The organism is Enterobacter sp. DC1, from assembly GCF_000568075.1.
Lineage (GTDB): Bacteria > Pseudomonadota > Gammaproteobacteria > Enterobacterales > Enterobacteriaceae > Enterobacter > Enterobacter asburiae.
Window position 1 is genome coordinate 434833 of the sequence record NZ_AZUA01000003.1, and the last position, 25960, is coordinate 460792.

A 25960-nucleotide genomic window follows, 5' to 3' on the forward strand; every position below is an offset into this window, starting at 1 on the left:
ATCACGGACTGATGTACCCAATAAAGAGATGTTGGCGTGTCCAGCACGCAATGTGTTAATGATGTAGCCGTGATAAAGAGGTAGCACCTTGTTTAAAGCGTTTGTTTTGTTTGTCGCCCTCTGGGTACCTGTCACTCAGGCAGATTCCGGTTGGCAACCCGTTCAGGAAACTATTCGTAAAAGCGAAAAAGATACCCGTCAATATCAGGCTATTCGTCTTGATAACGGCATGACCGTACTGCTGGTTTCCGATCCGCAGGCGGTGAAGTCCCTCTCGGCATTAGTGGTGCCGGTTGGATCGCTGGAAGATCCTGACGCGCATCCTGGGCTTGCACACTATCTGGAACATATGACGCTGATGGGGTCAAAAAAATACCCGCAGCCGGATAGCCTGTCCGAATTTTTGAAAATGCATGGCGGCAGCCACAATGCCAGTACGGCACCGTACCGCACGGCTTTTTATCTCGAAGTCGAAAATGATGCGCTGGAAGGCGCGGTCGATCGCCTTGCTGATTCCATCGCCGCCCCCCTGCTGGATAAAAAATATGCCGACCGTGAACGCAATGCCGTCAATGCTGAGTTGACACTTGCCCGCACGCGAGACGGTATGCGTATGGCCCAGGTCAGCGCCGAAACCATCAACCCTGCGCACCCGGGTTCGCGCTTCTCCGGCGGTAACCTGGAGACGTTAAGCGACAAACCGAATAGCCCGGTGCTCGATGCCCTGCACGCGTTTCGCGATAAATACTACTCCGCCAACCTGATGAAAGCGGTCATCTACAGCAATAAACCGTTGCCAGAACTGGCAGGCATGGCGGCTAAAACGTTTGGCCGGGTGCCGAATAAAAATATCGACCTGCCGCAGATAGACGTACCGGTGGTCACGGACGCGCAAAAGGGCATCGTGATCCACTACGTGCCTGCGCTGCCGCGCAAAGTGCTGCGCGTGGAATTCCGCATCGATAACAACACCGCACAGTTTCGCAGTAAAACCGATGAGCTGGTGACCTACCTGATAGGTAACCGTAGTCCGGGTACGCTTTCTGACTGGCTGCAAAAACAGGGGCTGGTGGAAGGTATTCGCGCCGATTCCGATCCGGTTGTGAACGGCAATAGCGGCGTGCTGGCGATCTCCGCCACCCTGACCGACAAAGGGCTGGCAAACCGTGATGAAGTGGTGGCGGCGATCTTCAGCTACCTCTCTTTACTGCGTGAGAAAGGCGTCGATAAGCGCTACTTTGATGAACTCGCCCACGTGCTGGATCTCGATTTCCGTTACCCGTCCATTACCCGCGACATGGATTACGTTGAGTGGCTGGCGGATACCATGATCCGCGTGCCGGTGGAGCACACCCTCGACGCGGTCAATATTGCCGACCGGTATGATGCCGATGCGTTAAAGGCCCGCCTGGCGATGATGACGCCGGAGAATGCCCGCATCTGGTACATCAGCCCGAACGAACCGCATAACAAGACGGCGTATTTTGTCGATGCTCCTTATCAGGTGGACAAAATCAGCGCACAGACCTTCACCGACTGGCAGAAGAAGGCCGGGGAGATTGCGTTGAAGCTGCCGGAGCTGAATCCCTATATTCCGGATGACTTCTCGCTGATCAAAACGACTAAAAATTATCCGCACCCGGCGCTTATCGTTGATGAGCCGACGCTGCGCGTGGTGTACACCCCCAGCCGCTACTTCACAAGCGAGCCTAAGGCCGATGTCAGCGTGGTTCTGCGTAACCCGAAAGCGATGAACAGCGCTAAAAATCAGGTGATGTTCGCGCTCAATGACTATCTCGCCGGGATTGCGCTCGATCAGCTCAGCAACCAGGCGGCCGTGGGCGGCATCAGCTTCTCCACCAACGCCAACAACGGTTTGATGCTCAATGCAAACGGCTATACCCAGCGTTTGCCTCAGCTGTTCCAGGCGCTGCTGGAGGGCTATTTCAGCTATACGCCGACGGAAGAGCAGCTTGAACAGGCCAAATCGTGGTATGCGCAGATGATGGATTCTGCGGAGAAGGGCAAAGCTTACGATATGGCGCTTATGCCGGCGCAAATGCTGTCGCAAGTTCCTTATTTCCAGCGAGAGGACCGCCGCGCGCTGTTGCCTTCGATCACCTTAAAAGACGTGCTGGCTTACCGTGACGCGCTGAAAACCAACACGCGTCCTGAGTTCCTGATCGTCGGCAACATGAGTGAGGATCAGGCCAAAACCCTGGCAGAGAATGTACGCACTCAGCTCGGTTCGAAAGGCGACGAGTGGTGCCGCAACCAGGACGTGCTGGTTGAGAAAAAACAGAATGTGATTTTTGAAAAGGCTGGCAACAGCACGGATTCCGCGCTGGCCGCGGTATTTGTGCCAACGGGCTATGATGAATTCGCCAGCTCGGCGCAGAGTGCCGTACTGGGACAAATTATTCAGCCGTGGTTCTACAACCAGTTACGCACTGAGGAGCAGCTTGGCTACGCGGTGTTTGCCTTCTCCATGAACGTAGGCCGACAGTGGGGGCTGGGTTTCCTGCTGCAAAGCAGCGATAAACAGCCGGCGTATCTCTGGAAGCGTTACCAGGCCTTCTTCCCGCAGGTGGAAGCAAAACTGCGCGCCATGAAGCCGGAAGAGTTTGCGCAGATCCAGCAGGCCGTCATCGCACAGGTGATGCAGCCGCCGCAGACGCTGGGTGAAGAAGCCTCGCAGCTGAGCAAAGATTTCGATCGCGGTAATCTGAAATTTGATTCGCGTGATAAAGTAGTGGCCGAGATAAAACAGCTGACGCCGCAGAAGGTTGCCGACTTCTTCCATCAGGCGGTCATTAAGCCGCAGGGTATGACCATTCTGTCCCAGGTTTCCGGTAGCCAGAACGGGAAAACGGAGTACGTGAACCCGAAAGGCTGGAAAGTCTGGAAGAGCGTCAGCGCGCTGCAGCAATCTATGCCCTGGAGTAAGAAAGAATGACCGATACCGCTGAGTCCCTTGATCCCTTACGTTTACCTCTGCAGGGTGAACGATTGATTGAAGCCTCAGCGGGAACGGGAAAAACCTTCACCATTGCCGCCCTCTATCTGCGTCTGCTGCTGGGGCTTGGCGGCAACGCCGCTTTTCCACGCCCTTTGAGCGTGGAGGAGCTGCTGGTAGTCACCTTCACCGAGGCTGCCACCGCTGAGCTGCGGGGCCGTATTCGCAGCAATATCCACGAGCTGCGCATCGCCTGTCTGCGTCAGAGCACGGATAACCCTCTCTACGCGAGCCTACTGGAAGAGATTGCCGATAAGCAACAGGCAGCCCAGTGGCTGCTCCTCGCTGAACGGCAGATGGATGAAGCGTCCGTCTTCACCATTCACGGTTTTTGCCAGCGTATGCTGAGCCTGAATGCGTTTGAATCCGGCATGCTGTTTGAACAGCAGCTTATTGAAGATGAATCCGTGCTTCGCTATCAGGCCTGCGCGGATTTCTGGCGTCGCCACTGTTACCCCTTACAGCGCGATATCGCCGAAGCGGTACACGCGTTGTGGAAGGGCCCGGAGGCGCTGCTGCGCGCTATCGATCGTTATCTGCAGGGGGAAGCGCCGGTCATCAAATCCCCGCCGCCTGCGGATGAAACCCTGGCCTCACGGCATGAAAAAATCATCGCGAAAATTGCCGACATCAAGCAAAAATGGATTGAGTCCGTTGGCGAGATTGACGCAATCATCGAAAATTCCGGGATTGACCGACGCAAGTTTAACCGTGGCAATCAGGGGAAATGGATCGACAAGATCGGCGCCTGGGCGCAGGAGGAGACGCGAGGCTATCAGCTCCCGGACGCGCTGGAAAAATTTTCCCGGCGTTTCCTAGCTGAGCGGACCAAAGCCGACGGCATTGTGCCTGAGCATCCCCTGTTTGTGGCGATTGAAACCCTGCTGGCTGAGCCTTTAACGCTCAACGATCTGATGATTACCCGCGCCATGACGGAAATTCGCGAAGCCGTCGCGCGTGAAAAACGCCGCCGGGGTGAGCTGGGGTTTGACGATATGCTGAGCCGCCTCGATGCGGCGCTGTGCAGTGAAAACGGCGAAGCGCTTGCCGCCGCGATCCGCACACGCTTCCCGGTGGCGATGATTGACGAATTTCAGGATACCGACCCTCAACAATACCGCATTTTCCGCCGTATCTGGCGCCAGCAGCCCGGCACTGCGCTGTTGTTAATCGGCGATCCGAAACAGGCCATTTACGCCTTCCGCGGTGCGGATATTTTCACCTACATGAAAGCCCGCAGCGAAGTTGACGCGCACTACACTCTCGATACTAACTGGCGCTCCTCTCCCGGCATGGTGGAAAGCGTCAACGCGCTCTTCGGCCGCATGGATACGGCGTTTATGTTCCGGGAGATCCCGTTTCAGCCGGTAAAATTTGCCGAGAAAAATGCCTCGCTGCGCTTTGAGTTCAACGGCGAGACGCAGCCCGCCATGAACTTCTGGCTGCTGGACGGGGAAGGCTACGGCGTTGCCGACTATCAAAATGCCATGGCCCAGCACTGTGCCGCGCAAATACGCGACTGGCTCAGTGCGGGCGCGCACGGTAAAGCGCTGCTGTGGAAGGGGAATAAACCTGACCCGGTAAAGGCATCTGATATCACGGTGCTGGTTCGCAGCCGTCAGGAGGCCGCGCTCATCCGCGACGCCCTGACGTTACTGAATATCCCCTCCGTCTACCTCTCGAACCGCGACAGCGTCTTTGAAACGCTGGAAGCGCAGGAGATGCTATGGCTGCTGCAGGCCGTGCTGGCGCCGGAGCGGGAAAGCACGCTGCGCAGCGCACTGGCCAGCGCAATGCTCGGGTTGAACGCGCGTGATATTGATGCGCTCAACAATGACGAAGCCGCGTGGGATGCCGTGGTAGAAGAGTTTGTTCGCTACCGCGAAAAATGGCAGAAGCGCGGCGTGATGGCGATGGTGCGCGAGCTCATGGCACAGCGCCACATTGCGGAGAATATGCTGGCGACAGCGGGCGGCGAGCGTCGGTTGACCGATATTTTGCACATCAGCGAGCTGCTGCAGGAGGCGGGTACGCAGCTGGAGAGCGAGCACGCCCTCGTGCGCTGGCTGGCGCAGCAGATTGCCGACCCGAACAGCAATTCGTCCAGCCAGCAGATGCGCCTTGAGAGCGATAAACATCTGGTGCAGATCGTCACCATTCACAAATCGAAAGGCCTGGAATATCCGCTGGTCTGGCTGCCGTTTATTGCCAATTACCGCGTGCAGGATCAGGCCTTTTACCACGATCGCGAGTCTTTTGAGGCGGTGCTCGATCTCAGCAACGCGGAGTCCAGCGTTGAGCTGGCAGAGGCTGAACGTCTGGCGGAAGATTTACGCCTGCTCTACGTAGCGCTAACCCGTTCGATCTGGCACTGCAGCCTGGGCGTTGCGCCGCTGTTCCGTCGCCGTGGCGAAAAGACCGGTGAAAGCGATTTTCATCTGAGCGCGCTGGGGCGGCTTATTCAGCACGGTGAACCCAAAGACGCGGCTGGTCTGCGCCAGTGCATCGAATCGCTTTGCACGGAGCATGTTGCCCTGCATATTCCGTCGCAGCCCGACACGAGCCGCTGGCAGATGCCGGAGCTGCGTGAGTCAGCGCTCCATGCCCGCCAGGTTGTGCGTACCATTGCCGACGACTGGCGCGTCACCAGCTACTCCGGTTTACAGCAGCACGGGCAGAGTATTGCGCAGGATCTGATGCCAAAACTGGACGTGGATGCCGCAGGAGCCGGTAGCGTACCCGTTGAGCCGGTGCTTACGCCGCACCAGTTCCCGCGCGGCGCCTCGCCGGGCACGTTTTTGCACAGCCTGTTTGAAGAGCTGGATTTTACCCAGCCGGTTTCCGAAGAGTGGGTGCTGAAGATGTTACAGAGTGGCGGCTACGACGCGCAGTGGCAGCCGGTTCTCACCGACTGGATCCGCGCTGTACTGCACGCGCCGCTTACGACGCAGGGGATCTCGCTGAGCCAGTTGACCGCCAAAGATAAGCAGGTGGAGATGGAGTTTTATCTCCCCATCGCCAGCCCGCTCAGAGCTGAGGCGCTTGATGCGCTGATCCGCGAGTACGATCCGTTATCTTCCGGGTGCCCGCCGCTGAACTTCCGCCAGGTGCAGGGGATGCTCAAAGGCTTTATCGACCTGGTTTTCCGCCACGAAGGGCGCTACTACCTGCTGGATTACAAATCAAACTGGCTGGGTGAAAGCAGCGAAGCCTACACGCAAGACGCGATGGCCTCGGCCATGCAAATGCATCGCTACGATCTTCAGTACCAGCTTTACACCCTTGCGCTGCACCGTTACCTGCGCCATCGCATGGCCGATTACCGCTACGAAGATCATTTTGGCGGCGTCATTTACCTGTTCCTGCGCGGAGTGGATGCTAACGACCCGCGTTCCGGCGTCTTTAGCACGCGTCCGGCTGCGGAACTGATTGAAAAAATGGATAACCTGTTTGCTGCAAGCACGGAGGAGGTGGCATGACGATGCAGGCGCTACTGCTGGACGCGGTTGAACAACGATTACTGCGCCACCTGGATGTGCAGTTCGCCATGATGGTGGCTGGCGAGGAGCCTGCCGTCATGCTTGCCGCCGCCATTCTGAGCAAAGACGCGGGGGAAGGGCACGTATGTCTGCCGCTGTCGCGTCTGGCGGTGGATGAGAAAATGCCTCCGGCTTTACAGGCGTGTTTCGCGCTGCTGGGGGACGGAGTGGACTGGCAGGAAATATTACTTGGCTCGCCTGCCGTGAGCGGAGCCGATACCGGGACGCCAATGATTCTGGTCGGCGATCGTTTATATCTTAACCGGCTGTGGCGTAACGAATTGACGGTAGCGCGTTTTTTCAGCGAGACCAACGCCCCGCTTCCCTGCGATGAAGTACAGCTCCGGCAAACGCTGGATACGCTGTTTATCTCTGACGACGAGACAGACTGGCAGAAAGTGGCGGCAGCCGTGGCCTTAACGCGACGGATCTCGGTGATTTCTGGCGGCCCGGGCACCGGGAAAACGACCACTGTGGCAAAACTGCTTGCCGCGCTGATTCAGCTATCGGGTGAGCAAAAGTGCCGTATTCGCCTGGCGGCCCCTACCGGTAAAGCGGCGGCACGTCTGACGGAATCGTTAGGCGGCGCGCTGCAAAAACTGCCGCTCACCGGAGATCAGCTTGCGCTTTTCCCCAATGAAGCGAGCACGCTGCACCGTTTGCTTGGCGCACAGCCGGGTAGCCAGCGTCTGCGCTATCATGCCGGTAACCCGCTGCACCTTGACGTGCTGGTGGTGGATGAAGCGTCGATGATTGACCTGACGATGATGTCGCGTTTGATTGATGCGCTCCCGCCGCACGCGCGCGTCATTTTCCTCGGCGATCGCGACCAGCTTGCCTCCGTAGAGGCGGGGGCCGTGCTGGGGGATATCTGCACCTATGCCAGCCTGGGATATACCGCTGAACGTGCTCAGGAGTTAGCCCGTCTCACCGGATGTTCGCTCACCTCTGAAAACCATTCGCTTGCAGGGGCGCTGCGCGACAGCCTGTGTCTGCTCCAAAAAAGCTACCGTTTCGGCAGCGACTCCGGCATCGGCCAGCTTGCGGCAGCGGTGAACCGGGGCGACCGGCGTACCACCACTGCGGTGTTTGACGGTACCTTTACGGATATTGAGAAAAAATCGCTGCAAAGTGGGGAAGAGTATCAGGCGATGCTGGACGACGCCCTGCAGGGGTACCAGCACTTTCTGACGGGCGTACAACAGCAAAGTACGCCGGAGCAGGTCATTGCCGCGTTTGGTGAATACCAGCTGCTCTGTGCGCTGAGGGAAGGCCCGTTTGGCGTCCGCGGGCTGAACGACAGGCTGGAACAGCTGCTGGCGCAAAAACGCAAAATTAACCGCACCCCGCACTCGCGCTGGTATGAAGGGCGACCGGTGATGATCTCCCGCAACGACAGCGCGCTGGGGTTGTTTAACGGGGATATCGGGATTGCGCTCGACTGCGGCCATGGCCTGCGCGTCTGGTTCCAGATGCCGGACGGGAGCGTGAAGTCCTTCCAGCCCAGCCGTTTGCCCGAGCATGAAACCGCCTGGGCGATGACGGTGCATAAATCCCAGGGCTCTGAGTTTAACCATGCGGCGCTGATCCTGCCCACGCAGCTTTCACCCGTCATTACCCGCGAGCTGATCTATACCGCCATTACGCGCGCGCGTCAGCGCCTGTCGCTGTATACCGATGAACGGGTGCTGGTGCAGGCGATCGCCACCCGAACGGAACGCCGAAGCGGGCTGGGCGCGATATTTGAGTCCCTCTGAACCGGGCAAGACCTGTAAGCCGGGTACGCGCAGCGCGACCCGGCAAGCGTTGTATTATCCCAGGTCAGCCATCAGCACTTTTGAACGACGCTGATAGTTGTACATCTCTTTCTTCGTTTCCGGCAGGGAATCGATATCCACCGGCGTGAATCCGCGCTCCTGGAACCAGTGAATGCTGCGCGTCGTCAGGACGAACAGCTTGCTTAGCCCCATCTGGCGCGCCTGTACCGCCACGCGCTCAAGCAGCATTTCGCCGCGTGAAGAGCTGCGGTAGTCAGGATGCACCGCCACGCAGGCCATTTCACCGATCTTCTCTTCCGGGAACGGATAGAGCGCGGCGCAGGCAATGGTCAGGTTATCGCGCTGAATAATGGTGAATTTGTCGATCTCCATCTCAAGCTGTTCGCGTGAGCGACGCACCAGAATGCCCTGCTGTTCCAGCGGGCGGATCAGCTCCAGAATGCCGCCGATGTCATTAATGGTGGCGCGGCGGATCTGCTCCGCACTCTCCATCACAATCTGTGTACCAATACCATCGCGGGAGAATAGCTCCTGCAGCAGGGCTCCGTCTTCCTGATAGCTGATCAGGTGGCTGCGGCGCACGCCGCTGCGGCAGGCCTTCACGGCGCCACGCAGGAAGCGGACGGTGCCGGAGTGGTAATCCCCTTCGGCTTCCAGCGCTTCCACGCGGGCCTGGGCTTCATTCGGGAAGAGTTCCGGTACGATTGTTCCTTCAGCGTCCACGACGCCCTGGGAGGAGCAGAACCCAATCATTTTTTCCGCCTTCAGCTTGATCGCCAGCTGCGTGGCGATCTCTTCGGACGTCAGGTTAAAGCTTTCGCCGGTCACGGAAACGGCGACCGGGCCCATCAGCACGATGGCACCGCTGTCCAGCTGGCGGTGAATTGCTTCCTCATCAATACGACGAATGCGGCCGCTGTGGCAGTAATCCACGCCATCGTCCACGCCTAGCGGCTGGGCAATGATAAAGTTGCCGCTCACAACGTTGATATGCGCGCCCTGCAGCGGCGTATTGTTCAGGCTCATGGAGAGACGCGCGGTAATATCCAGTTGCAGCAGACCCGCCGCCTGTTTTACCAGCTCCAGGGTTTTGGCATCGGTGACGCGGGTGTGTTTGTGGTAAATCGGCTCGTGGTGATGAGCGGCCAGGTTGGCGTCGATCTGCGGACGCGCGCCATACACCACCACCAGGCGGATCCCGAGGCTGTGCAGCAGGCCAATGTCATTGACGATGCTGGAAAAATTTTCATGCTCAATGGCTTCGCCGCCAAGCATGATGACAAACGTTTTTCCCCGATGGGCGTTGATATAGGGAACAGAATGGCGGAATCCCTGGACCAGTTCGGTTCTACGTTCCTTCACCATGGCACAACCCTTAATGAATGTTTATTCGTAATTTCTGTATTTTTATTCGATTGTGGTCGCGTGTGCAAGTGCAAATTTTCCGCGACCCACAGAAATTGGTAAGTAATCCGTGCGTTAGCGTATGATTGTTTACCCTTTTATAGATGACAGTTTATGCGTCATTCGTTAAAGTTTTCGGTCAATTTGGACATTTTGTATATCAGTCAGTGTTCTTGCTCGGGAGAAGCATGTCGGGATCCAATTCAGCAATAAGCCGCCGCCGTTTGTTAAAAGGGGCCGGGGCAATGTGGTTGCTTAGCGTCAGTCAGGTCGGTCTTGCCGCCACCAGTCAGGTGGTGGCGGTGCGCGTCTGGCCGTCGTCGACCTATACGCGCGTGACGGTCGAATCCAATCGCGTGCTGAAATATAAGCAATTTGCCCTCAGCAACCCGGAACGCGTGGTGGTGGATCTCGAAGGCGTTAACCTCAACTCCGTGCTGAAAGGGATGGCGGCGCAGATCCGCGGCGACGATCCGTTTATTAAATCGGCGCGCGTCGGGCAGTTTGATCCGCAAACCGTGCGCATGGTGTTTGAGCTTAAACAGAACGTTAAGCCGCAGCTGTTCGCCCTGGCGCCCGTCGCGACGTTTAAAGAGCGCCTGGTGATGGATCTCTACCCGGCCAATGCGACGGATATCCAGGATCCGCTTCTCGCTCTGCTGGAGGACTACAACAAGGGCGATCTTCAGCGTCAGGTGCCGCCTGCGCAAAGCGGCCCGCAGCCGGGGAAAGCAGGGCGCGATCGTCCGATTGTGATCATGCTCGATCCCGGCCACGGCGGCGAAGACTCTGGCGCCGTGGGGAAATACCGCACGCGTGAAAAAGACGTGGTGCTGCAAATTGCACGCCGCCTGAAGGCGTTGATTGATAAAGAAGGCAATATGCGCGCCTATATGACGCGCAATGAAGATATCTTTATTCCGCTGAAGGTCCGGGTGGCGAAAGCGCAGAAGCAGCGCGCCGATTTGTTCGTGTCGATCCATGCGGATGCGTTTACCAGCCGCCAGCCAAGCGGCTCGTCGGTGTTCGCGCTCTCAACCAAAGGCGCGACCAGTACCGCAGCAAGATTCCTGGCGGACTCCCAGAACGCCTCTGACCTGATCGGTGGCGTGAGCAAAAGCGGCGACCGCTACGTCGACCACACTATGTTCGATATGGTGCAGTCGCTGACCATTAACGACAGCCTGAAGTTTGGTAAAGCGGTGCTGGGCAAGCTGGGCAACATCAATAAGCTGCATAAAAACAGCGTTGAACAGGCCGGGTTTGCGGTACTCAAGGCACCGGATATCCCGTCCATTCTGGTAGAAACCGCGTTTATCAGTAACGTTGAAGAAGAGCGCAAGCTCAAGACGGCAAAATTCCAGCAGGAGGTTGCGGAGTCGATTCTGGCGGGGATACGGGCGTATTTCTCAGACGGGGCGACGCTGGCGCGACGCGGGTAAATCTTTCAGCCGGGTAAACGCCCGGCAAATTCACAAACGACAGATACAAAAAAACACCCTTAAGGGTGTTTATTGTTTTCAGAAGTGTTGGTTGCGGGGGCCGGATTTGAACCGACGACCTTCGGGTTATGAGCCCGACGAGCTACCAGGCTGCTCCACCCCGCGTCCGTCTTTCTACTCGTGTAGAAACTTACTTCTTCAAATTTGATTGGTTGCGGGGGCCGGATTTGAACCGACGACCTTCGGGTTATGAGCCCGACGAGCTACCAGGCTGCTCCACCCCGCGTCCGTCTTTCTACAGTCGTAGAAGATACTTCATCAAATTTTAATTGGTTGCGGGGGCCGGATTTGAACCGACGACCTTCGGGTTATGAGCCCGACGAGCTACCAGGCTGCTCCACCCCGCGTCCGTGGATGCGCACTATACTCGGATAGGTTTGTGATGCAACCCCTTTTTCACATAAATCATGATTTTGTATGCAAATTGAACGACATGGCTCTGTTTGGACTATTTTTTGCGCAAAATTTGCCAAAGGGCATGCGATCGCATTTCATTAGCCCTGGCGGTTTGTTATCTTCATCACGCGGAAATGGGCAACTTAAAGACGAGATATAATGAAAGGACGTTGGGCGAAGTATCTGATGGCGGGCGCAATGGTAGCGATTCTTGCGGCCTGTTCTTCCAAACCGACCGATCGCGGTCAACAGTATAAAGACGGGAAGTTATCCCAGCCTTTCTCTTTAGTTAATCAGCCTGATGCCGTCGGCGCACCGATTAATGCCGGTGATTTCTCCGAGCAGGTCTACCAGATCCGCAACGCGTCGCCGCGTCTGTATGGCACCCAGAGTAGCGTGTATAACGCGGTCCAGGACTGGCTTAAAGCAGGCGGCGATACGCGCAACATGCGCCAGTTTGGTATCGACGCCTGGCAGATGGAAGGGGCCGATAATTACGGCAACGTCCAGTTTACCGGCTACTACACCCCGGTTATCCAGGCACGACACTCCCGTCAGGGCGAGTTCCAGTATCCTATCTACCGTATGCCGCCAAAACGCGGTCGTCTGCCGTCTCGCGCTGAGATCTACGCCGGTGCGCTGAGCGAGAACTACGTTCTGGCCTACAGCAACTCCCTGATGGATAACTTCATCATGGACGTTCAGGGCAGCGGCTACATTGATTTTGGCGACGGGTCGCCGCTTAACTTCTTCAGCTATTCCGGTAAAAACGGCCACGCCTATCGCAGTATCGGTAAGGTGCTGATCGACCGCGGCGAAGTGAAGAAAGAAGATATGTCGATGCAGGCGATCCGCGAGTGGGGCGAGAAACACAGCGAAGCCGAGGTGCGCGAGCTGCTGGAGCAGAACCCGTCGTTCGTCTTCTTCAAACCGCAAAACTTCGCGCCGGTGAAAGGGGCGAGTGCCGTTCCGCTAATTGGCCGCGCGTCGGTAGCATCGGATCGTTCTATTATTCCTGCAGGCACCACGCTGCTGGCTGAAGTCCCTCTGCTGGACAATAACGGCAAGTTCAACGGCCAGTATGAGCTGCGTCTGATGGTGGCGCTGGACGTTGGCGGGGCAATTAAAGGCCAGCACTTCGACATCTATCAGGGTATTGGCCCTGACGCAGGCCATCGCGCGGGCTGGTATAACCACTACGGACGCGTGTGGGTACTGAAGGCGGCGCCGGGTGCTGGAAACGTATTCAGCGGCTGATTGTGGTATTCTGAGCACAATACGGATTACTGTTCAGGGTGAGGAAAACCTCACCCTTTTTACATCTGAGGTTTTATGTCTGTGGTAATCAGCGACGCCTGGCGCCAGCGTTTTGGCGGGACGGCACGTTTATATGGTGAAAAAGCCCTACAGCTGTTTGCGGATGCGCACGTCTGCGTCGTGGGCATTGGTGGTGTGGGGTCGTGGGCGGCAGAAGCGCTGGCGAGAACCGGTATTGGCGCAATCACGCTGATTGACATGGATGACGTTTGCGTCACCAACACCAACCGTCAAATCCACGCCCTGCGCGATAGCGTCGGCCGGGCAAAATCTGAGGTGATGGCGGAGCGTATTCGTCTCATCAACCCGGAGTGCCGCGTGACGGTGATCGACGACTTTGTGACGGCAGATAACGTCGCGGAGTACATGAGCAAAGGCTACAGCTATGTGATTGACGCCATCGACAGCGTGCGGCCAAAAGCGGCGCTGATCGCATACTGCCGTCGCTACAAGGTGCCGCTGGTCACGACGGGCGGTGCGGGCGGGCAAATCGATCCGACGCAGATCCAGGTGGCAGATCTGGCGAAAACCATTCAGGATCCGCTGGCTGCCAAGCTGCGCGAACGCCTGAAGAGCGATTTTAACGTGGTGAAGAACAGCAAAGGCAAGCTCGGCGTCGACTGCGTGTTCTCGACCGAAGCGCTGGTCTACCCGCAGGCGGATGGCTCAGTCTGCGCGATGAAAAGCACGGCGGAAGGGCCAAAACGAATGGATTGCGCCTCAGGTTTTGGTGCGGCCACCATGGTGACCGCCTCCTTCGGCTTTGTGGCGGTGTCTCACGCCCTCAAGAAAATGATGGCGAAGGCGGAACGTCAGGCCTGAGCCTGACGTGCGGCATCCAGTACCGCGTCGCTGAGCGCGATCAACCCCTGGCCGCGCGAAGCGCTGAGCTGCGCGCGCAGCCCAAGCTCATCAAATAGCGCCAGCGGCGAATGTGCCAGCAGTTCCGCCGCGCTTTTCCCTTCCACAGCGGTCAGCAATACGGCCAGCAGGCCCCGGACGATGCGGCCTTCGCTGTCGCCAAAGAAGTGCAGCTTTTCGCCGGAGACGCTCACGCCCAGCCAGACGCGGTTTTCACAGCCGGCAATCTCTTTCGCCTGCGCCTTAAGATCGTCTGAAAGCGCAGGGAGCTGTTTACCCAGCAGGATCAGCTGTCGATATTTATCTTCCCACTGCTGGAGCGGGGCGAAGGTCTGTTTTAAGGTCTCTTCTGTGATTACGGTGCCAAACGGATGTCCGGCTAAAGCAGCGCTTGTCATTAATCCACCAGTATTTCAAGGGCGCGGTCAACGGCGGCAACCAGCGCGTCGACGTCGCTTTGGGTATTATACGGCGCAAACGAGGCGCGCAGCGTACCGTTAACGCCGAGCGCTGCCAGCAGCGGCTGGGCGCAGTGCTGTCCGGCACGCAGGGCAATGCCGTATCCGGCCAGCAGCGTCACCATGTCGCTATGGTGAACGCCCGCAAAATCAAAGGCGAGCAGGCTGGAGTCCTGAACGCGGAACGAGCGGAATCCCGGGCGCTTTTTGAGCTCTTCCTCTGCCAGCGTCGCCAGCCCCCGGCTCCAGCTTTCAGCCTGAACAATGTCGGTTTCAGCCAGCCACTCCAGCGCCGCGCTTAAGCCAATCACCCCCGCCACGTTCGGCGTACCGGCCTCCAGGCGATAGGGAACATCCTGAGTTTTGAAGCCATCGAACGACACTTCGGCGATCATTTTGCCGCCACCGAGCCACGGCGTCATTTTTGCCAGCAGTTCTGGCTTGCCGTACAGCGCCCCAATACCGGTTGGCCCGTAGAGCTTATGTCCTGAGAAGGCATAGAAATCGATATCAAGCGCCTGCACATCAGCGGGGAAGTGCACCACGCCCTGAGCGCCGTCGACCATCACCACCATCCCGCTGGCATGGGCGATGCGAATGGCCTGAGCCAGGTCCGGGCAACCTCCCGTGACGTTCGACATCTGTCCGAGCGCCAGAATGCGGCTGCGGGATGTAATCAGCTCGGGGAGACGGGCTACGTCGGGCAGAAGGTCTGCACCCAGTGGAAGCTTCACCACGCGCGCACCCGTTTGCTCGGCCACCATCAGCCATGGCACCAGGTTGGCGTGATGTTCCGCCTCGCTGACGACGATCTCGTCGCCCGGCTGAAGCAGCGGGCGCGCGTAGCACTGGGCCACCATATTGATGGCTTCGGTCGTGCCGCGCGTCCAGACGATGTTTTTCCCGCTTTCGGCATTGATCAGGCGCGCGACCTGATCGCGTGCGGCTTCGTAGCGCGCGGTTAATCGCTGCGCTTCGGCAAACTGGCTGCGATGCACGTTCCCGGCGCTCAGGCTGTAGAACTGCTGCGTGGCCTCAATCACCGCCTGTGGCTTAAGGGCGGTGGCGGCGCTATCCAGGTAAATACCGGCATCGGCCAGGGCCGGAAACTGTGCGCGGAACTGCGCAGGACTGAAAGCGTTCATGGGATTCCTCATTTCAATATAGCGATCGTCGCGCAATTTCAGCGGCAGGGCAAGGAGGTTGATATCTATCAGAATTGTCTGCTTATCCTTACGACCTCAAAAAAGCAGGTTATGCTAAATAGTGTTAGGCGGATGTTTTAGCCTGTTATAAATCGAGGTTTGAATAGCATTAATTGCTAAAGGAGAATAATCATGAATAAGACAGCTGCAATCATTTCTGCCTGTGCGTTTACTTTTGCCCTGAGCGCCTGTTCTGGTAACAACTACGTGATGCACACCAACGATGGTCGTTCTATCGTTTCGGAAGGGAAACCGACTACCGATAATGATACCGGGATGATTTCGTACAAAGATGCTAACGGGAACAAGCAGCAGATCAACCGCACGGACGTTAAAGAGATGAAAGAGATCGAGCATTAACAGATCGCAGGCGAAAAAAAAGCACCGCAAATTGGCGGTGCTACATTAATCACTATGGACAGACAGGGTAAATGTACAGGAAGTGAAAAATTGGTAGCGTTGCTACCGTGGTCTGAATCGCAGACCAATTGCAAACACAACAACACAACATCACAACCGTAAGCCAAAAGCCCTTCAGAACACGCATTCCGAAAAAAGCTCTTCGTTCCGGCTCAGGAAGTGCCGCCACTATAGGTATTTGCTGGTAGTTCCTCAACGGACAAATTATAATGGCTCAGATAAAAAAAACTAATAGGTTAAACGTTGTTTCCTATTTGTTAAAATCCGTTAACATCTAAGCCAGATAACCATGTCAAAGCGATTGCCACCCCTTAATGCATTACGTGTTTTTGATGCAGCAGCACGTCACCTGAGCTTCACCCGCGCGGCAGATGAGCTTTTTGTGACACAGGCCGCAGTAAGTCACCAAATCAAGTCTCTTGAGGATTTTCTGGGCCTTAAGCTGTTTCGTCGACGCAACCGTTCGTTGCTGTTGACCGAAGAGGGGCAGAGCTATTTTCAGGATATTAAAGAGATTTTTTCCCAGCTTACGGAAGCCACGCGTAAGCTGCAGGCTCGCAGTGCAAAAGGTGCCCTGACCGTCAGTTTATTGCCCAGTTTTGCCATTCATTGGCTGGTGCCGAGACTCTCAAGCTTTAACTCAGCTTATCCGGGGATCGACGTTCGAATCCAGGCGGTGGATCGTCAGGAGGACAAGCTGGCCGATGACGTGGATGTCGCCATTTTTTATGGTCGCGGTAACTGGCCGGGCTTGCGCGTTGAAAAATTATACGCAGAATATCTCCTGCCGGTCTGTTCTCCTCTGCTGTTAACAGGTGAGAAGGCGCTGAAGTCACCCGCTGACCTGGCTCAGCATACGCTTTTGCATGATGCCTCTCGCCGCGACTGGCAAACTTATACCCGTCAATTAGGTCTTACACATATTAACGTGCAGCAGGGACCCATTTTTAGCCACAGTGCGATGGTGTTACAGGCTGCCATTCACGGGCAGGGCGTGGCGTTGGCGAACAACGTCATGGCGCAGTCCGAAATTGAGGCAGGCCGCCTGGTTTGCCCTTTTAATGATGTACTGGTCAGCAAGAATGCGTTTTATCTGGTTTGTCATGACAGTCAGGCAGAACTGGGTAAAATAGCCGCCTTCCGGCAGTGGATACTGGCGAAAGCGGCAACCGAGCAAGAAAAATTCCGCTTCAGGTATGAGCAATAACGTTTGTGTGCCGGGCACGCATCAACTCAGGACTTAAACATGACCAGCCGATTCATGCTGATTTTTGCCGCGGTGAGTGGCTTTATTTTTGTTGCACTGGGCGCCTTTGGCGCACATGTATTAAGCAAGTCTTTGGGCGCAGTAGAGATGGGCTGGATCCAGACCGGCCTTGAATATCAGGCGTTCCACACGCTGGCGATTTTTGGGCTGGCGGTGGCGATGCAGCGTCGTATCAGTATCTGGTTTTACTGGAGCAGCGTGTTTATGGCGCTGGGTACCGTGTTGTTCAGCGGTAGCCTGTACTGCCTTGCGCTCTCACATCTGCGCCTGTGGGCGTTCGTTACACCTGTCGGCGGCTTCAGCTTCCTGGCGGGTTGGGTATTAATGTTTATCGGAGCTATCCGTCTGAAACGCAAGGGCGTTGTTCATGAATAAGGTTGTTTTATATTGTCGCCCGGGGTTTGAGAAAGAGTGCGCCGCGGAAATTACCGATAAAGCGGCGAAGCGCGAAGTCTTCGGCTTTGCCCGTGTAAAAGAAAACGCGGGTTATGTCGTATTCGAGTGCTATCAGCCTGAAGACGCAGACAAGCTGGCGCGCGAGCTGCCGTTCAGCTCGCTGATCTTCGCTCGCCAGATGTTTGTCGCGGGTGAGCTGCTGAAGGATCTTCCGCCGGAAGACCGCATCACGCCTATTGTCGGCATGCTGCAGGGCGTGGTGGAGAAGGGCGGCGATCTGCGCGTTGAAGTGGCGGATACCAACGAAAGTAAAGAGCTGATGAAGTTCTGCCGTAAGTTCACCGTGCCGCTGCGTGCGGCGCTGCGTGATGCGGGCGTGCTGACGAACTACGAAACGCCGAAGCGTCCGGTGGTGCATATCTTCTTTATCGCACCGGGCTGCTGCTATACAGGCTATTCGTACACCACCAACAACTCTCCCTTCTTTATGGGTATTCCGCGTTTGCGCTTCCCGTCCGATGCGCCAAGCCGTTCCACGCTCAAGCTGGAAGAGGCGTTCCACGTCTTTATCCCGGCGGATGAGTGGGATGAGCGTCTGGCAAACGGCATGTACGCCGTCGACCTTGGCGCGTGCCCGGGCGGCTGGACCTATCAGCTGGTGAAACGCAATATGTGGGTATCGTCCGTTGATAACGGCCCAATGGCGCAAAGCCTGATGGACACCGGGCAGGTCACCTGGCTGCGTGAAGACGGTTTCCGCTATCGCCCGAACCGTAATAACATCTCGTGGATGGTGTGCGATATGGTTGAGAAGCCGGCAAAAGTCGCCGCGCTGATGGCTTCCTGGCTGGTCAACGGCTGGTGTCGTGAGACCATTTTCAACCTCAAGCTGCCGATGAAAAAGCGCTATGAGGAAGTGTCGCAGAACCTGGCCTACATTCAGGAGCAGATGGATGAACACGGAATTAACGTGGAGATCCAGGCGCGTCAGCTCTATCACGACCGTGAAGAGGTGACGGTTCATATTCGTCGCTGGTGGGCTGCGGTCGGCGGACGTCGCGACGAGCGATAGTCCGTGTTCTATTGCCCGGTGGCGCTACGCTTACCGGGCCTACAAAACCCTGAAGTCGTTTTAACGTTCTAACCGCAACTGCTGTAAATTCCCGTCCAGCTGTAAATCCGTCTGTAGCGTTGCGATTTCCCGGCAGATAAACGCCATCTCTTTATGCGCCTCCAGCTTCTTGCGCCACTTTTCTGGCACCTCATCCAGACGGGCGTAAATCACTTCCAGACTTTGAAAATCGGTCAGCAGCTGTGCGGCGCTCTTCGGCCCAATACCGGCGACACCCGGAACTTTTGAACTGCTGATGCCTGCCAGCCCCCAGTAATCCGGCAGTTGCTCGGGCGAGACGCCAAACTCGCTGGCAATAAACGGCGCGTCCAGCCAGCGTTTTTGAAAATAGTCACGAATGCGGATAGTCGGAGAGAGCAGCTGGCAGTAGCCTTTGTCAGTTGAAACGATAGTAGCCTGATGCCCGGCGCTTGCCACCTTTACGGCCAGTGTGGCCGCGAGATCGTCGGCTTCATTTCCCTGTGCACCCCAGCAGGGAACGCCACGCTGTTCAAATGCAGCGCGCAGCATGGGCAATTCAGCGTGAAGATCGTCCGGCATCGGGGCGCGTCCGGCTTTGTAGTCCGGCAGACGCTGGTGTCGCCAGCCCGTGCTGCGGGCTTCGTCATCAAATACCGCGACCGCGTGGGTGGGTTCACTGTGGCGGATAAGCTGTTCCAGCGCGTGCAGGCAGGTGTCTTTACAAGGCGTCCCCTGTACCGCATGGATACGGCGGATCAGGTTAAGAGCATCGACGATAAGTAAATGAACGGCCACAGATAATCTCCCTTCTATCTCATGCGTGAAGGGTAACACTGTCAGCAGCGCGAAACTATGAATGGTGGGGAAAACAGGAAGAAGCCTCGCAAAACGAGGCTTCCTGAGAGGCTTAATCGCAGGTCACGATCTTCATCGCCAGGCCGCCGCGAGAGGTTTCGCGGTATTTAGCGTTCATATCTTTACCGGTTTCGTACATGGTTTCGATAACCTTATCGAGACAGACGCGCGGCTCGCTGGTGCGGCGCAGCGCCATACGTGCCGCGTTCACCGCCTTCACGGAGGCAATCGCGTTACGTTCGATGCACGGCACCTGTACCTGTCCGGCAACCGGGTCACAGGTCAGCCCCAGGTTATGTTCCATGCCGATTTCCGCAGCGATGCACACCTGTGTCGGGCTTGCACCCAGCAGTTCGGCCAGACCCGCCGCCGCCATGGAGCACGCCACGCCGACTTCACCCTGACATCCAACTTCCGCACCGGAAATGGACGCGTTCATCTTGTACAGCGAACCAATCGCACTGGCGACCAGCAGGTAGCGCGCCAGTGAGTTCGCGTTCACTTCACGGATAAACTTGTCGTAGTACGCCAGCACCGCCGGAACGATACCGCAGGCACCGTTAGTCGGCGCGGTGACCACACGGCCGCCTGCGGCGTTCTCTTCGTTCACCGCCAGGGCGAACATGTTGATCCAGTCTACGACGGCCATCGGGTCCGTCGTCGTTTTGTCGGTGCTCACCAGCATACGGCGCAGCGCAGCAGCGCGACGCGGCACGCGAAGCTTGCCAGGCAGAACGCCTTCGGTGGTGATCCCACGCTCAATACCGCCGCGCATCACTTCCCAGACGTTAGTGAAGTGCTGTTCGAGCTCTTCTTTGCTGTGAAGTGCCAGCTCGTTTTTCATCATCAGGCCGGAGAGGGAAAGGCCCGTCTCCTGACAGTGACGCTGAAGATCCGCCGCCGTTTTGTACGGATACGGCACCTCGACGGAAGCGTTATCGGTTTGACCAAAGTGGTCTTCGTCGACGATAAAACCGCCGCCGATAGAGTAATACGTCTGGCTGTATACCGCTTTGTCGCCGGCCAGCGCGGTAATGCGCATGCCGTTTTCGTGCAGCGACAGGTTGTCCGCATGGAAATTCATGCAGTGGTCAACCGGGAATTCAACCTCATGCTCACCGTTCGCCAGCAGCAGGCGACCGTGGGTGTTCACATCCTGGATGAAGCCAGGGATCGCATCAATATCAACGGTATCCGGCAGGTTTCCCGCCAGGCCCATGATAATGGCGATATCGGTATGGTGGCCTTTCCCGGTCAGGGAAAGCGAGCCGTATACATCGACAACCACGCGGGTAATGTCATGCAAGATGCCGCGTGCAATCAAGTCATCCGTGAACTGCTTACCGGCTTTCATTGGTCCGACGGTGTGAGAGCTGGAAGGACCAATACCGATTTTGAAGATATCGAATACGCTAATCATGATGCGTCCATTGCTTTCAGTCAGAGAGGGAGGAGTGCGCCGTCCGTAGACGGCGCGGGTGATAATCAGAACATGGTGTACAGGGAGTAGAAGATCGCAGAGATTGCGATAAGACCCATGATTACTACAAACACGTTGCTCACATGACCGCTGTACTTGCGCATAGCAGGGACTTTCTGAATCGCGTACATCGGCATCAGGAACAGAATCATCGCGATGACCGGGCCGCCCAGGGTTTCAATCATGCCCAGGATGCTTGGGTTCAGCGTTGCTACCGCCCAGGTGGTGAGCAGCATGAACAGCGCAGTGATTTTGTTCAGCTTGTTGATTTCAATGCTCTTGCCTTTACCGCGCAGAGATTTAATCACCATACCGTTGAAGCCTTCACGCGCGCCGAGGTAGTGGCCCAGGAAGGATTTGGTGATGGCGATGATCGCGATGATTGGTGCCATCCACGCAATGACCGGTGCGTTAAAGTGGTTCGCCAGGTAAGACAGAATAGAGATGTTCTGCTCTTTCGCTGCCGCCAGATCCGCCGGGGAGAGGCTCAGTACGCAGCTGAAGACGAAGAACATAACGGTCAGTACCATCATGATGTGAGCGCGTGCCAGGATGCTGGAGCACTTCTTCTCTGCGCCATTACCGTACTCTTCACGTTTCGCCACAGCGAAAGAAGAGATGATTGGGGAGTGGTTGAAAGAGAACACCATTACCGGAATCGCCAGCCAGAGGGTCATCAGCAGGCCGTTACCGGTTGCCGATGCGCTGCTCAGGGACAGGGTTTCCAGCGCTGCACCGTTCCACTGTGGGATCAGGTAGCAAGCCAGCACCATCAGAGCAATCACGAACGGGAAGACCAGTACGCTCATTGCTTTCACAATCATCTGCTCACCGAAGCGAACGATAGTCATCATGCCCACGATCAGGATCAGAGACAGAATCGCACGCGGAGGCGGCGTCATGTGCAGCTGGTGCATCATGAAGCTTTCAACGGTGTTGGTGATTGCCACGCTGTAGACCAGCAGAATAGGGTAAATCGCGAAGAAGTAGAGCAGGGTAATCAGTTTACCTGCGCCAACGCCGAAATGCTCTTCAACAACTTCAGTGATGTCTTCGCCCGGGTTTTTACCGGACAGCACGAAGCGGGTCAGACCGCGGTGTGCGAAGAAGGTCATCGGGAAAGCAATGATAGCCATAATGATCAGCGGGATCAGACCGCCGACGCCTGCGTTGATAGGAAGGAACAGTACACCAGCGCCGATTGCCGTGCCGTAAAGGCCAAGCATCCACATGGTATCCGTTTTGCGCCAACCACTTCGGGATTCAATCGAAGCAACGGTGCTGGTTTGAGTGGTTTCCATCTGTATCTCCTGGAGGAAGCGAATTGTCAGGTTTTTTAGTCAAATCCGATGAAAAAGTGCCTGACGGTAATATGAAATTCGTTCAGTGACGGTTTTTTAATAATTTTCGCCCGTAACTATTGGCGGGCGGAAAGATACATTCTAGTTATGAATCTATCAGTGATCCTGATCCCAAATGCAATAATCCACTTATGATGTGGGCATCTTTAGACCATTTATCTGTTAAAAAAACGTCAAAGAGAATTTACGGGCGCGAAGGCTACCACCAACGACATGTGAGCTGAAAGACTGACCCGTGATATAGGTGTCTTTAGCTGTAAAGAAATGGGTTTTTAGTATTTTCTGGCGGGTAATTTGGATTAAGGCTGATAATTTACGGTTGAAAAAACAAGGTAATCGTTTGCGTTTGCGCATAGTTTGTAAAAGACATAAGTGATGCGTATGAATTACCTCGGTAATAAAAAAGCCGGGACGCGCAACAGGGCGACCCGGCTTCGATCAGATGCTGCTGAGCGTTATGTGCAGATTTCGTAGCAAGGAATATAGGCTGAGCCCGGCAGCTTCATGCGGTGCTGAGCGACAAAGCCCTGCAGCATGTCGTCCATGCGGCGCATCATCTCCGGGTCGCCGTGGATCTTGTACGGACCGTACTGTTCAATAGCGCGGATGCCCATCTCTTTGACGTTGCCCGCCACAATCCCGGAGAAGGCACGACGCAGATCGGCAGCCAGGACTTCCACCGGCTGGTCCGGATAGAGTTTCAGGTTCGCCATATTTTCGTGCGTTGGCTCGAACGGGATCTGCAGATCCGGCGCGATACGGATTGACCAGTTAAAGCTGTACGCATCGCCGGTATCGCGACGGTTTTCTTTTACCAACGGCATCGCTTTTTTCATCTGGCGCGCCACTTCCGCGGCATCGTCAATGATGATGCGATAGTGACGACGCGCGGCTTCGCCCAGCGTGTGCACGATAAACTCGTCCAGCACGCGGAAGTAGTCGGCGCTCTCTTTTGGCCCGGTCAGGATCAGCGGCAGAACCTGATCTTTGTTGGCCGGGTTCATCAGAATACCCAGCAGGTAGAGCAGCTCTTCCGCTGTTCCCACGCCGCCCGGGAAGATGATAATGCCGTGGGCGATACGGACAAACGCCTCAAGACGCTTCTCGATATCCGGCATGATAATCAGCTCGTTAACCAGCGGGTTAGGCGGCTCAGCGGCAATAATTGACGGCTCGGTCATGCCGATAAAGCGCCCCTCTTTATAACGCTGCTGCGCGTGTCCTACCGCGGCGCCTTTCATTGGCGCTTCCATCGCACCCGGACCACAGCCGGTACAGATATTCAGCTCGCGCAGGCCAAGCTGGGTGCCAACCCGACGCGCATAAAGGTATTCGGTTTCGTTAATGGAGTGGCCGCCCCAGCAGACGACCATGTTCGGCGCTTCGCCAACGTGCAGGGCACGGGCGTTACGCAAAATGGAGAACACCAGGTTGGTGATATGGACCGAGCTTTCCAGGTCGAGATGCTGGAAACGGCCTGCGTTGTGGATCTGCCCGTTAACAAACAGGATGTCACGGAGTACGGCAAACAGGTTAGCCTGAAGTGAACGAATGATGCGCCCGTCGACAAAGGCCTCTTCCGGCGGGTTGATGACTTCAAGCTTCACGCCACGCTCGCGGCGCAGCACGTTGATATCAAAGCTTTCGAAGCGGGACAGCAGTTCTTTACTGTTATCTGTCAGGCTTCCGGAGTTCAGTACGGCAAGTGAACAGTTACGAAACAGTTGATAAAGATCGCTGCTGGCCGTGCGCTTAAGCATGTCCACTTCCAGCTGCGACAACATATCCATTGAGCCAAGCGGGCTAATATGTGTAATCAAGTGAGCTCCTTACGGGACGATTATCGTCTTTCCCTGTTGATTACAATAGCCCTGGCGCGTGACGTTTCACAACCTAAAGCGCGGAAGATACCGCGCATATTGTGAAAATATTTATATTATTGACGCACCAGCCGTCCCGTTGCCGGCACAAAATCGGTGTTGGTGCGCCAAGGGTTGATGTCCAGACCGCCACGGCGGGTGTAGCGCGCGTAAACGCTCAGTTTTTCTGGCTGGCAGAAACGCTGAATATCGCTAAAGATACGCTCCACGCACTGCTCGTGAAATTCGTTGTGATGGCGGAACGACACCAGGTAGCGCAGCAATTTTTCCCGGTCAATTTTCGGGCCGCGGTACTGGATCTGCACCGAGCCCCAGTCCGGCTGGTGGGTGATCAGGCAGTTGGATTTCAGCAGGTGGCTGACCAGCGTCTCTTCGACCACTTTTCCGCTCGCCGCGTTTTCGAGGTAGTCGGCGCTGAACTCATAATTCTCCACCTCAATATCCTGATCGTCGATGCAGGTCCCGTTGAAGTGGGCGACCGGCTGCCCTTCCAGCTCGTGCAGGCGATACAGTGAAACGCTCACCTTTCCCTGCGCGCAGGCGCTTAAATCACGTTCCAGGGTGTGCTGAACGTCGTCCCAGCTGTTGAATTTTGTCTGGTTAAAACTGTTGAGATAGAGCTTAAAGCTTTTGGACTCGACGAGATTAACGCTGGCGTAATCCAGCTCAACGTGGCCCACTGCCACCTGCGGCAGACCGCGCGCGTTAAGCCACGAGAGTTCGTACAGCGTCCAGATGTCACCGCCGACAAACGGCAAGGCATCCGCATGCAGGCCCAGAGGATCGCGGTTCAGGCTGCGTGGCACGCCCTGCAGCAGGCTTGCATCGTAGGTATCGCGGTAATCGGTCGATTTACCCAGCGTTAAGCCGGTTAACGCCTGATGATTTTCGTAAGACATGTTTCATAGCCACTTTACAGGTACACTTATGGCCTGAGTTTATCCTGTCTGACAAGAAGAGAGAAATCGGTGGACATCGAAACTGCAAATGCCCTCACTGCCTTCACGGCCCGCTATTGCGACGCATGGCATGAAAAGGACCAGACTTGGCCGCAAAGTGCTGATTTGTATGGTGTACCTTCGCCGTGCATTATCTCTTCAGTCGACGATTACGTTATCTGGCAGCCAAAACCTTTCGACGGCGAGCAAAATGTAAATGCGGTTGAACGGGCAATGGACATTGTGGTACAACCAGCGGTTCATGCGTTTTATACCACGCAGTTCGCAGGGGATATGCCCGCGCGCTTTGCTGATATCACGCTGACGCTGTTGCAGACCTGGAGCGAAGACGATCTGCAGCGTGTTCAGGAAAACCTGATTGGTCATCTGGTCACGCAAAAACGCCTGAAGCTTTCTCCGACGCTCTTTATTGCCACGCTGGACAGCGAACTTGATGTGTTATCCGTCTGTAACCTGTCAGGTGAAGTGGTTAAAGAGACTATCGGCACCCGCAATCGCGAGACTCTCGCCCCCTCTCTTGCGGATTTCCTCACCCGTCTTGAGCCACTTCTGTAATCCATGATGCTATCGCGCGTGTGAGAGATCTCTTACAACGTTTGTGAGAGATCGCTGAAGATTCAGTATTACCTCATTTAATTCAGATTAATATCAGTCTATTTTTCAATGAATTACTTATTCACTGTGTTGTTTTCAGGGATTGCTTACGGCTTACAACCCAGAAAGGGTGGGTTGTAAGACGAAGCGGAATAGCGGATTCTATCTCCGTCGACAGG

General features: G+C 56.1%; 19 protein-coding genes and 3 tRNA genes. 11 read left to right on the plus strand and 11 right to left on the minus strand.

Annotated features, from left to right (window positions below; genetic code table 11):
* Positions 1-88 precede the first annotated feature (88 nt).
* Genes ptrA through recD form a run of 3 tightly spaced genes read left to right on the plus strand, consistent with a single transcriptional unit; the run spans position 89 to position 8312 of the window.
* Positions 89-2956, plus strand: coding sequence for a pitrilysin (gene ptrA, locus P346_RS09595; RefSeq protein ID WP_032660238.1), 2868 nt, complete (start codon positions 89-91; stop codon positions 2954-2956).
* Positions 2953-6495, plus strand: coding sequence for an exodeoxyribonuclease V subunit beta (gene recB, locus P346_RS09590; RefSeq protein WP_032660239.1), 3543 nt, complete (start codon positions 2953-2955; stop codon positions 6493-6495). Before ptrA ends, recB begins: the two co-directional genes overlap by 4 nt.
* Positions 6492-8312, plus strand: coding sequence for an exodeoxyribonuclease V subunit alpha (recD, locus tag P346_RS09585; protein ID WP_032660241.1), 1821 nt, complete (start codon positions 6492-6494; stop codon positions 8310-8312). Before recB ends, recD begins: the two co-directional genes overlap by 4 nt.
* Before the next feature lie 54 nt (positions 8313-8366).
* Here the strand turns inward: recD and argA are convergent, their stop codons facing one another.
* Positions 8367-9698 (minus strand): amino-acid N-acetyltransferase, encoded by a 1332-nt coding sequence (argA, locus tag P346_RS09580; RefSeq protein ID WP_032660243.1) that lies wholly within the window; start codon positions 9696-9698, stop codon positions 8367-8369.
* Positions 9699-9925: 227 nt separating this feature from the next.
* On the opposite strand from argA, the gene amiC reads away from it, so the two are divergent.
* Complete coding sequence (gene amiC / locus P346_RS09575) at positions 9926-11179, plus strand: N-acetylmuramoyl-L-alanine amidase AmiC (RefSeq protein WP_029740496.1); 1254 nt, start codon at positions 9926-9928, stop codon at positions 11177-11179.
* An 88-nt stretch (positions 11180-11267) separates the two neighbouring features.
* Here the strand turns inward: amiC and P346_RS09570 are convergent.
* The 3 genes from P346_RS09570 to P346_RS09560 form a co-directional block, all read right to left on the minus strand.
* Positions 11268-11344: transfer RNA gene (locus P346_RS09570), tRNA-Met, on the minus strand.
* A 44-nt stretch (positions 11345-11388) separates the two neighbouring features.
* Positions 11389-11465, minus strand: a tRNA-Met gene (locus P346_RS09565).
* Between the two features lie 44 nt (positions 11466-11509).
* Positions 11510-11586, minus strand: a tRNA-Met gene (locus P346_RS09560).
* Between the two features lie 208 nt (positions 11587-11794).
* On the opposite strand from P346_RS09560, the gene mltA reads away from it, so the two are divergent.
* Positions 11795-12892: a murein transglycosylase A gene (gene mltA, locus P346_RS09555; RefSeq protein ID WP_023309035.1), complete on the plus strand. Its 1098-nt coding sequence runs from the start codon at positions 11795-11797 to the stop codon at positions 12890-12892.
* A 75-nt stretch (positions 12893-12967) separates the two neighbouring features.
* Complete coding sequence (gene tcdA, locus P346_RS09550; protein WP_032660244.1) at positions 12968-13774, plus strand: tRNA cyclic N6-threonylcarbamoyladenosine(37) synthase TcdA; 807 nt, start codon at positions 12968-12970, stop codon at positions 13772-13774.
* Here tcdA and csdE read toward each other — a convergent pair.
* Both csdE and csdA read right to left on the minus strand, forming a co-directional pair.
* Positions 13765-14211: a cysteine desulfurase sulfur acceptor subunit CsdE gene (gene csdE / locus P346_RS09545; protein WP_023333259.1), complete on the minus strand. Its 447-nt coding sequence runs from the start codon at positions 14209-14211 to the stop codon at positions 13765-13767. The two genes, tcdA and csdE, sit on opposite strands and share 10 nt — an antisense overlap.
* The gene (gene csdA / locus P346_RS09540) at positions 14211-15416 is read right to left on the minus strand and encodes a cysteine desulfurase CsdA (protein ID WP_032660245.1); all 1206 of its coding nucleotides are present in this window, start codon (positions 15414-15416) and stop codon (positions 14211-14213) included. The genes csdE and csdA overlap by 1 nt, the downstream gene beginning before the upstream one ends.
* Positions 15417-15608: 192 nt before the next feature.
* On the opposite strand from csdA, the gene P346_RS09535 reads away from it, so the two are divergent.
* The 4 genes from P346_RS09535 (at position 15609) to rlmM (ending at position 18631) form a co-directional block, all read left to right on the plus strand.
* The gene (locus P346_RS09535; RefSeq protein WP_008499648.1) at positions 15609-15836 is read left to right on the plus strand and encodes a YgdI/YgdR family lipoprotein; all 228 of its coding nucleotides are present in this window, start codon (positions 15609-15611) and stop codon (positions 15834-15836) included.
* Between the two features lie 349 nt (positions 15837-16185).
* Entirely contained in the window at positions 16186-17103 is a 918-nt protein-coding gene (gcvA, locus tag P346_RS09530) for a glycine cleavage system transcriptional regulator GcvA (RefSeq protein WP_023309032.1), read from the plus strand.
* A 39-nt stretch (positions 17104-17142) separates the two neighbouring features.
* The gene (locus P346_RS09525) at positions 17143-17538 is read left to right on the plus strand and encodes a DUF423 domain-containing protein (RefSeq protein ID WP_023309031.1); all 396 of its coding nucleotides are present in this window, start codon (positions 17143-17145) and stop codon (positions 17536-17538) included.
* Positions 17531-18631 (plus strand): 23S rRNA (cytidine(2498)-2'-O)-methyltransferase RlmM, encoded by a 1101-nt coding sequence (rlmM, locus tag P346_RS09520; RefSeq protein WP_023309030.1) that lies wholly within the window; start codon positions 17531-17533, stop codon positions 18629-18631. The genes P346_RS09525 and rlmM overlap by 8 nt, the downstream gene beginning before the upstream one ends.
* Positions 18632-18691: 60 nt before the next feature.
* Here the strand turns inward: rlmM and xni are convergent, their stop codons facing one another.
* From xni to queF, 5 genes are all read right to left on the minus strand, one after another.
* Complete coding sequence (gene xni, locus P346_RS09515) at positions 18692-19447, minus strand: flap endonuclease Xni (RefSeq protein ID WP_032660246.1); 756 nt, start codon at positions 19445-19447, stop codon at positions 18692-18694.
* A gap of 112 nt (positions 19448-19559) precedes the next feature.
* Positions 19560-20927 carry an L-serine ammonia-lyase II gene (sdaB, locus tag P346_RS09510; RefSeq protein WP_023333255.1) on the minus strand — a complete coding sequence of 456 codons (1368 nt, stop codon included), beginning with the start codon at positions 20925-20927 and terminating at the stop codon, positions 19560-19562.
* Between the two features lie 65 nt (positions 20928-20992).
* Positions 20993-22288, minus strand: coding sequence for an HAAAP family serine/threonine permease (locus tag P346_RS09505; protein WP_024909280.1), 1296 nt, complete (start codon positions 22286-22288; stop codon positions 20993-20995).
* Between the two features lie 515 nt (positions 22289-22803).
* Positions 22804-24168: a nucleotide 5'-monophosphate nucleosidase PpnN gene (gene ppnN, locus P346_RS09500; protein WP_023309027.1), complete on the minus strand. Its 1365-nt coding sequence runs from the start codon at positions 24166-24168 to the stop codon at positions 22804-22806.
* Between the two features lie 116 nt (positions 24169-24284).
* On the minus strand, positions 24285-25127 hold the full coding sequence (gene queF, locus P346_RS09495) for an NADPH-dependent 7-cyano-7-deazaguanine reductase QueF (protein WP_021241894.1): 843 nt from the start codon (positions 25125-25127) through the stop codon (positions 24285-24287).
* Between the two features lie 69 nt (positions 25128-25196).
* On the opposite strand from queF, the gene syd reads away from it, so the two are divergent.
* Complete coding sequence (gene syd / locus P346_RS09490) at positions 25197-25742, plus strand: SecY-interacting protein (protein WP_032660247.1); 546 nt, start codon at positions 25197-25199, stop codon at positions 25740-25742.
* Positions 25743-25960: the final 218 nt, after the last annotated feature.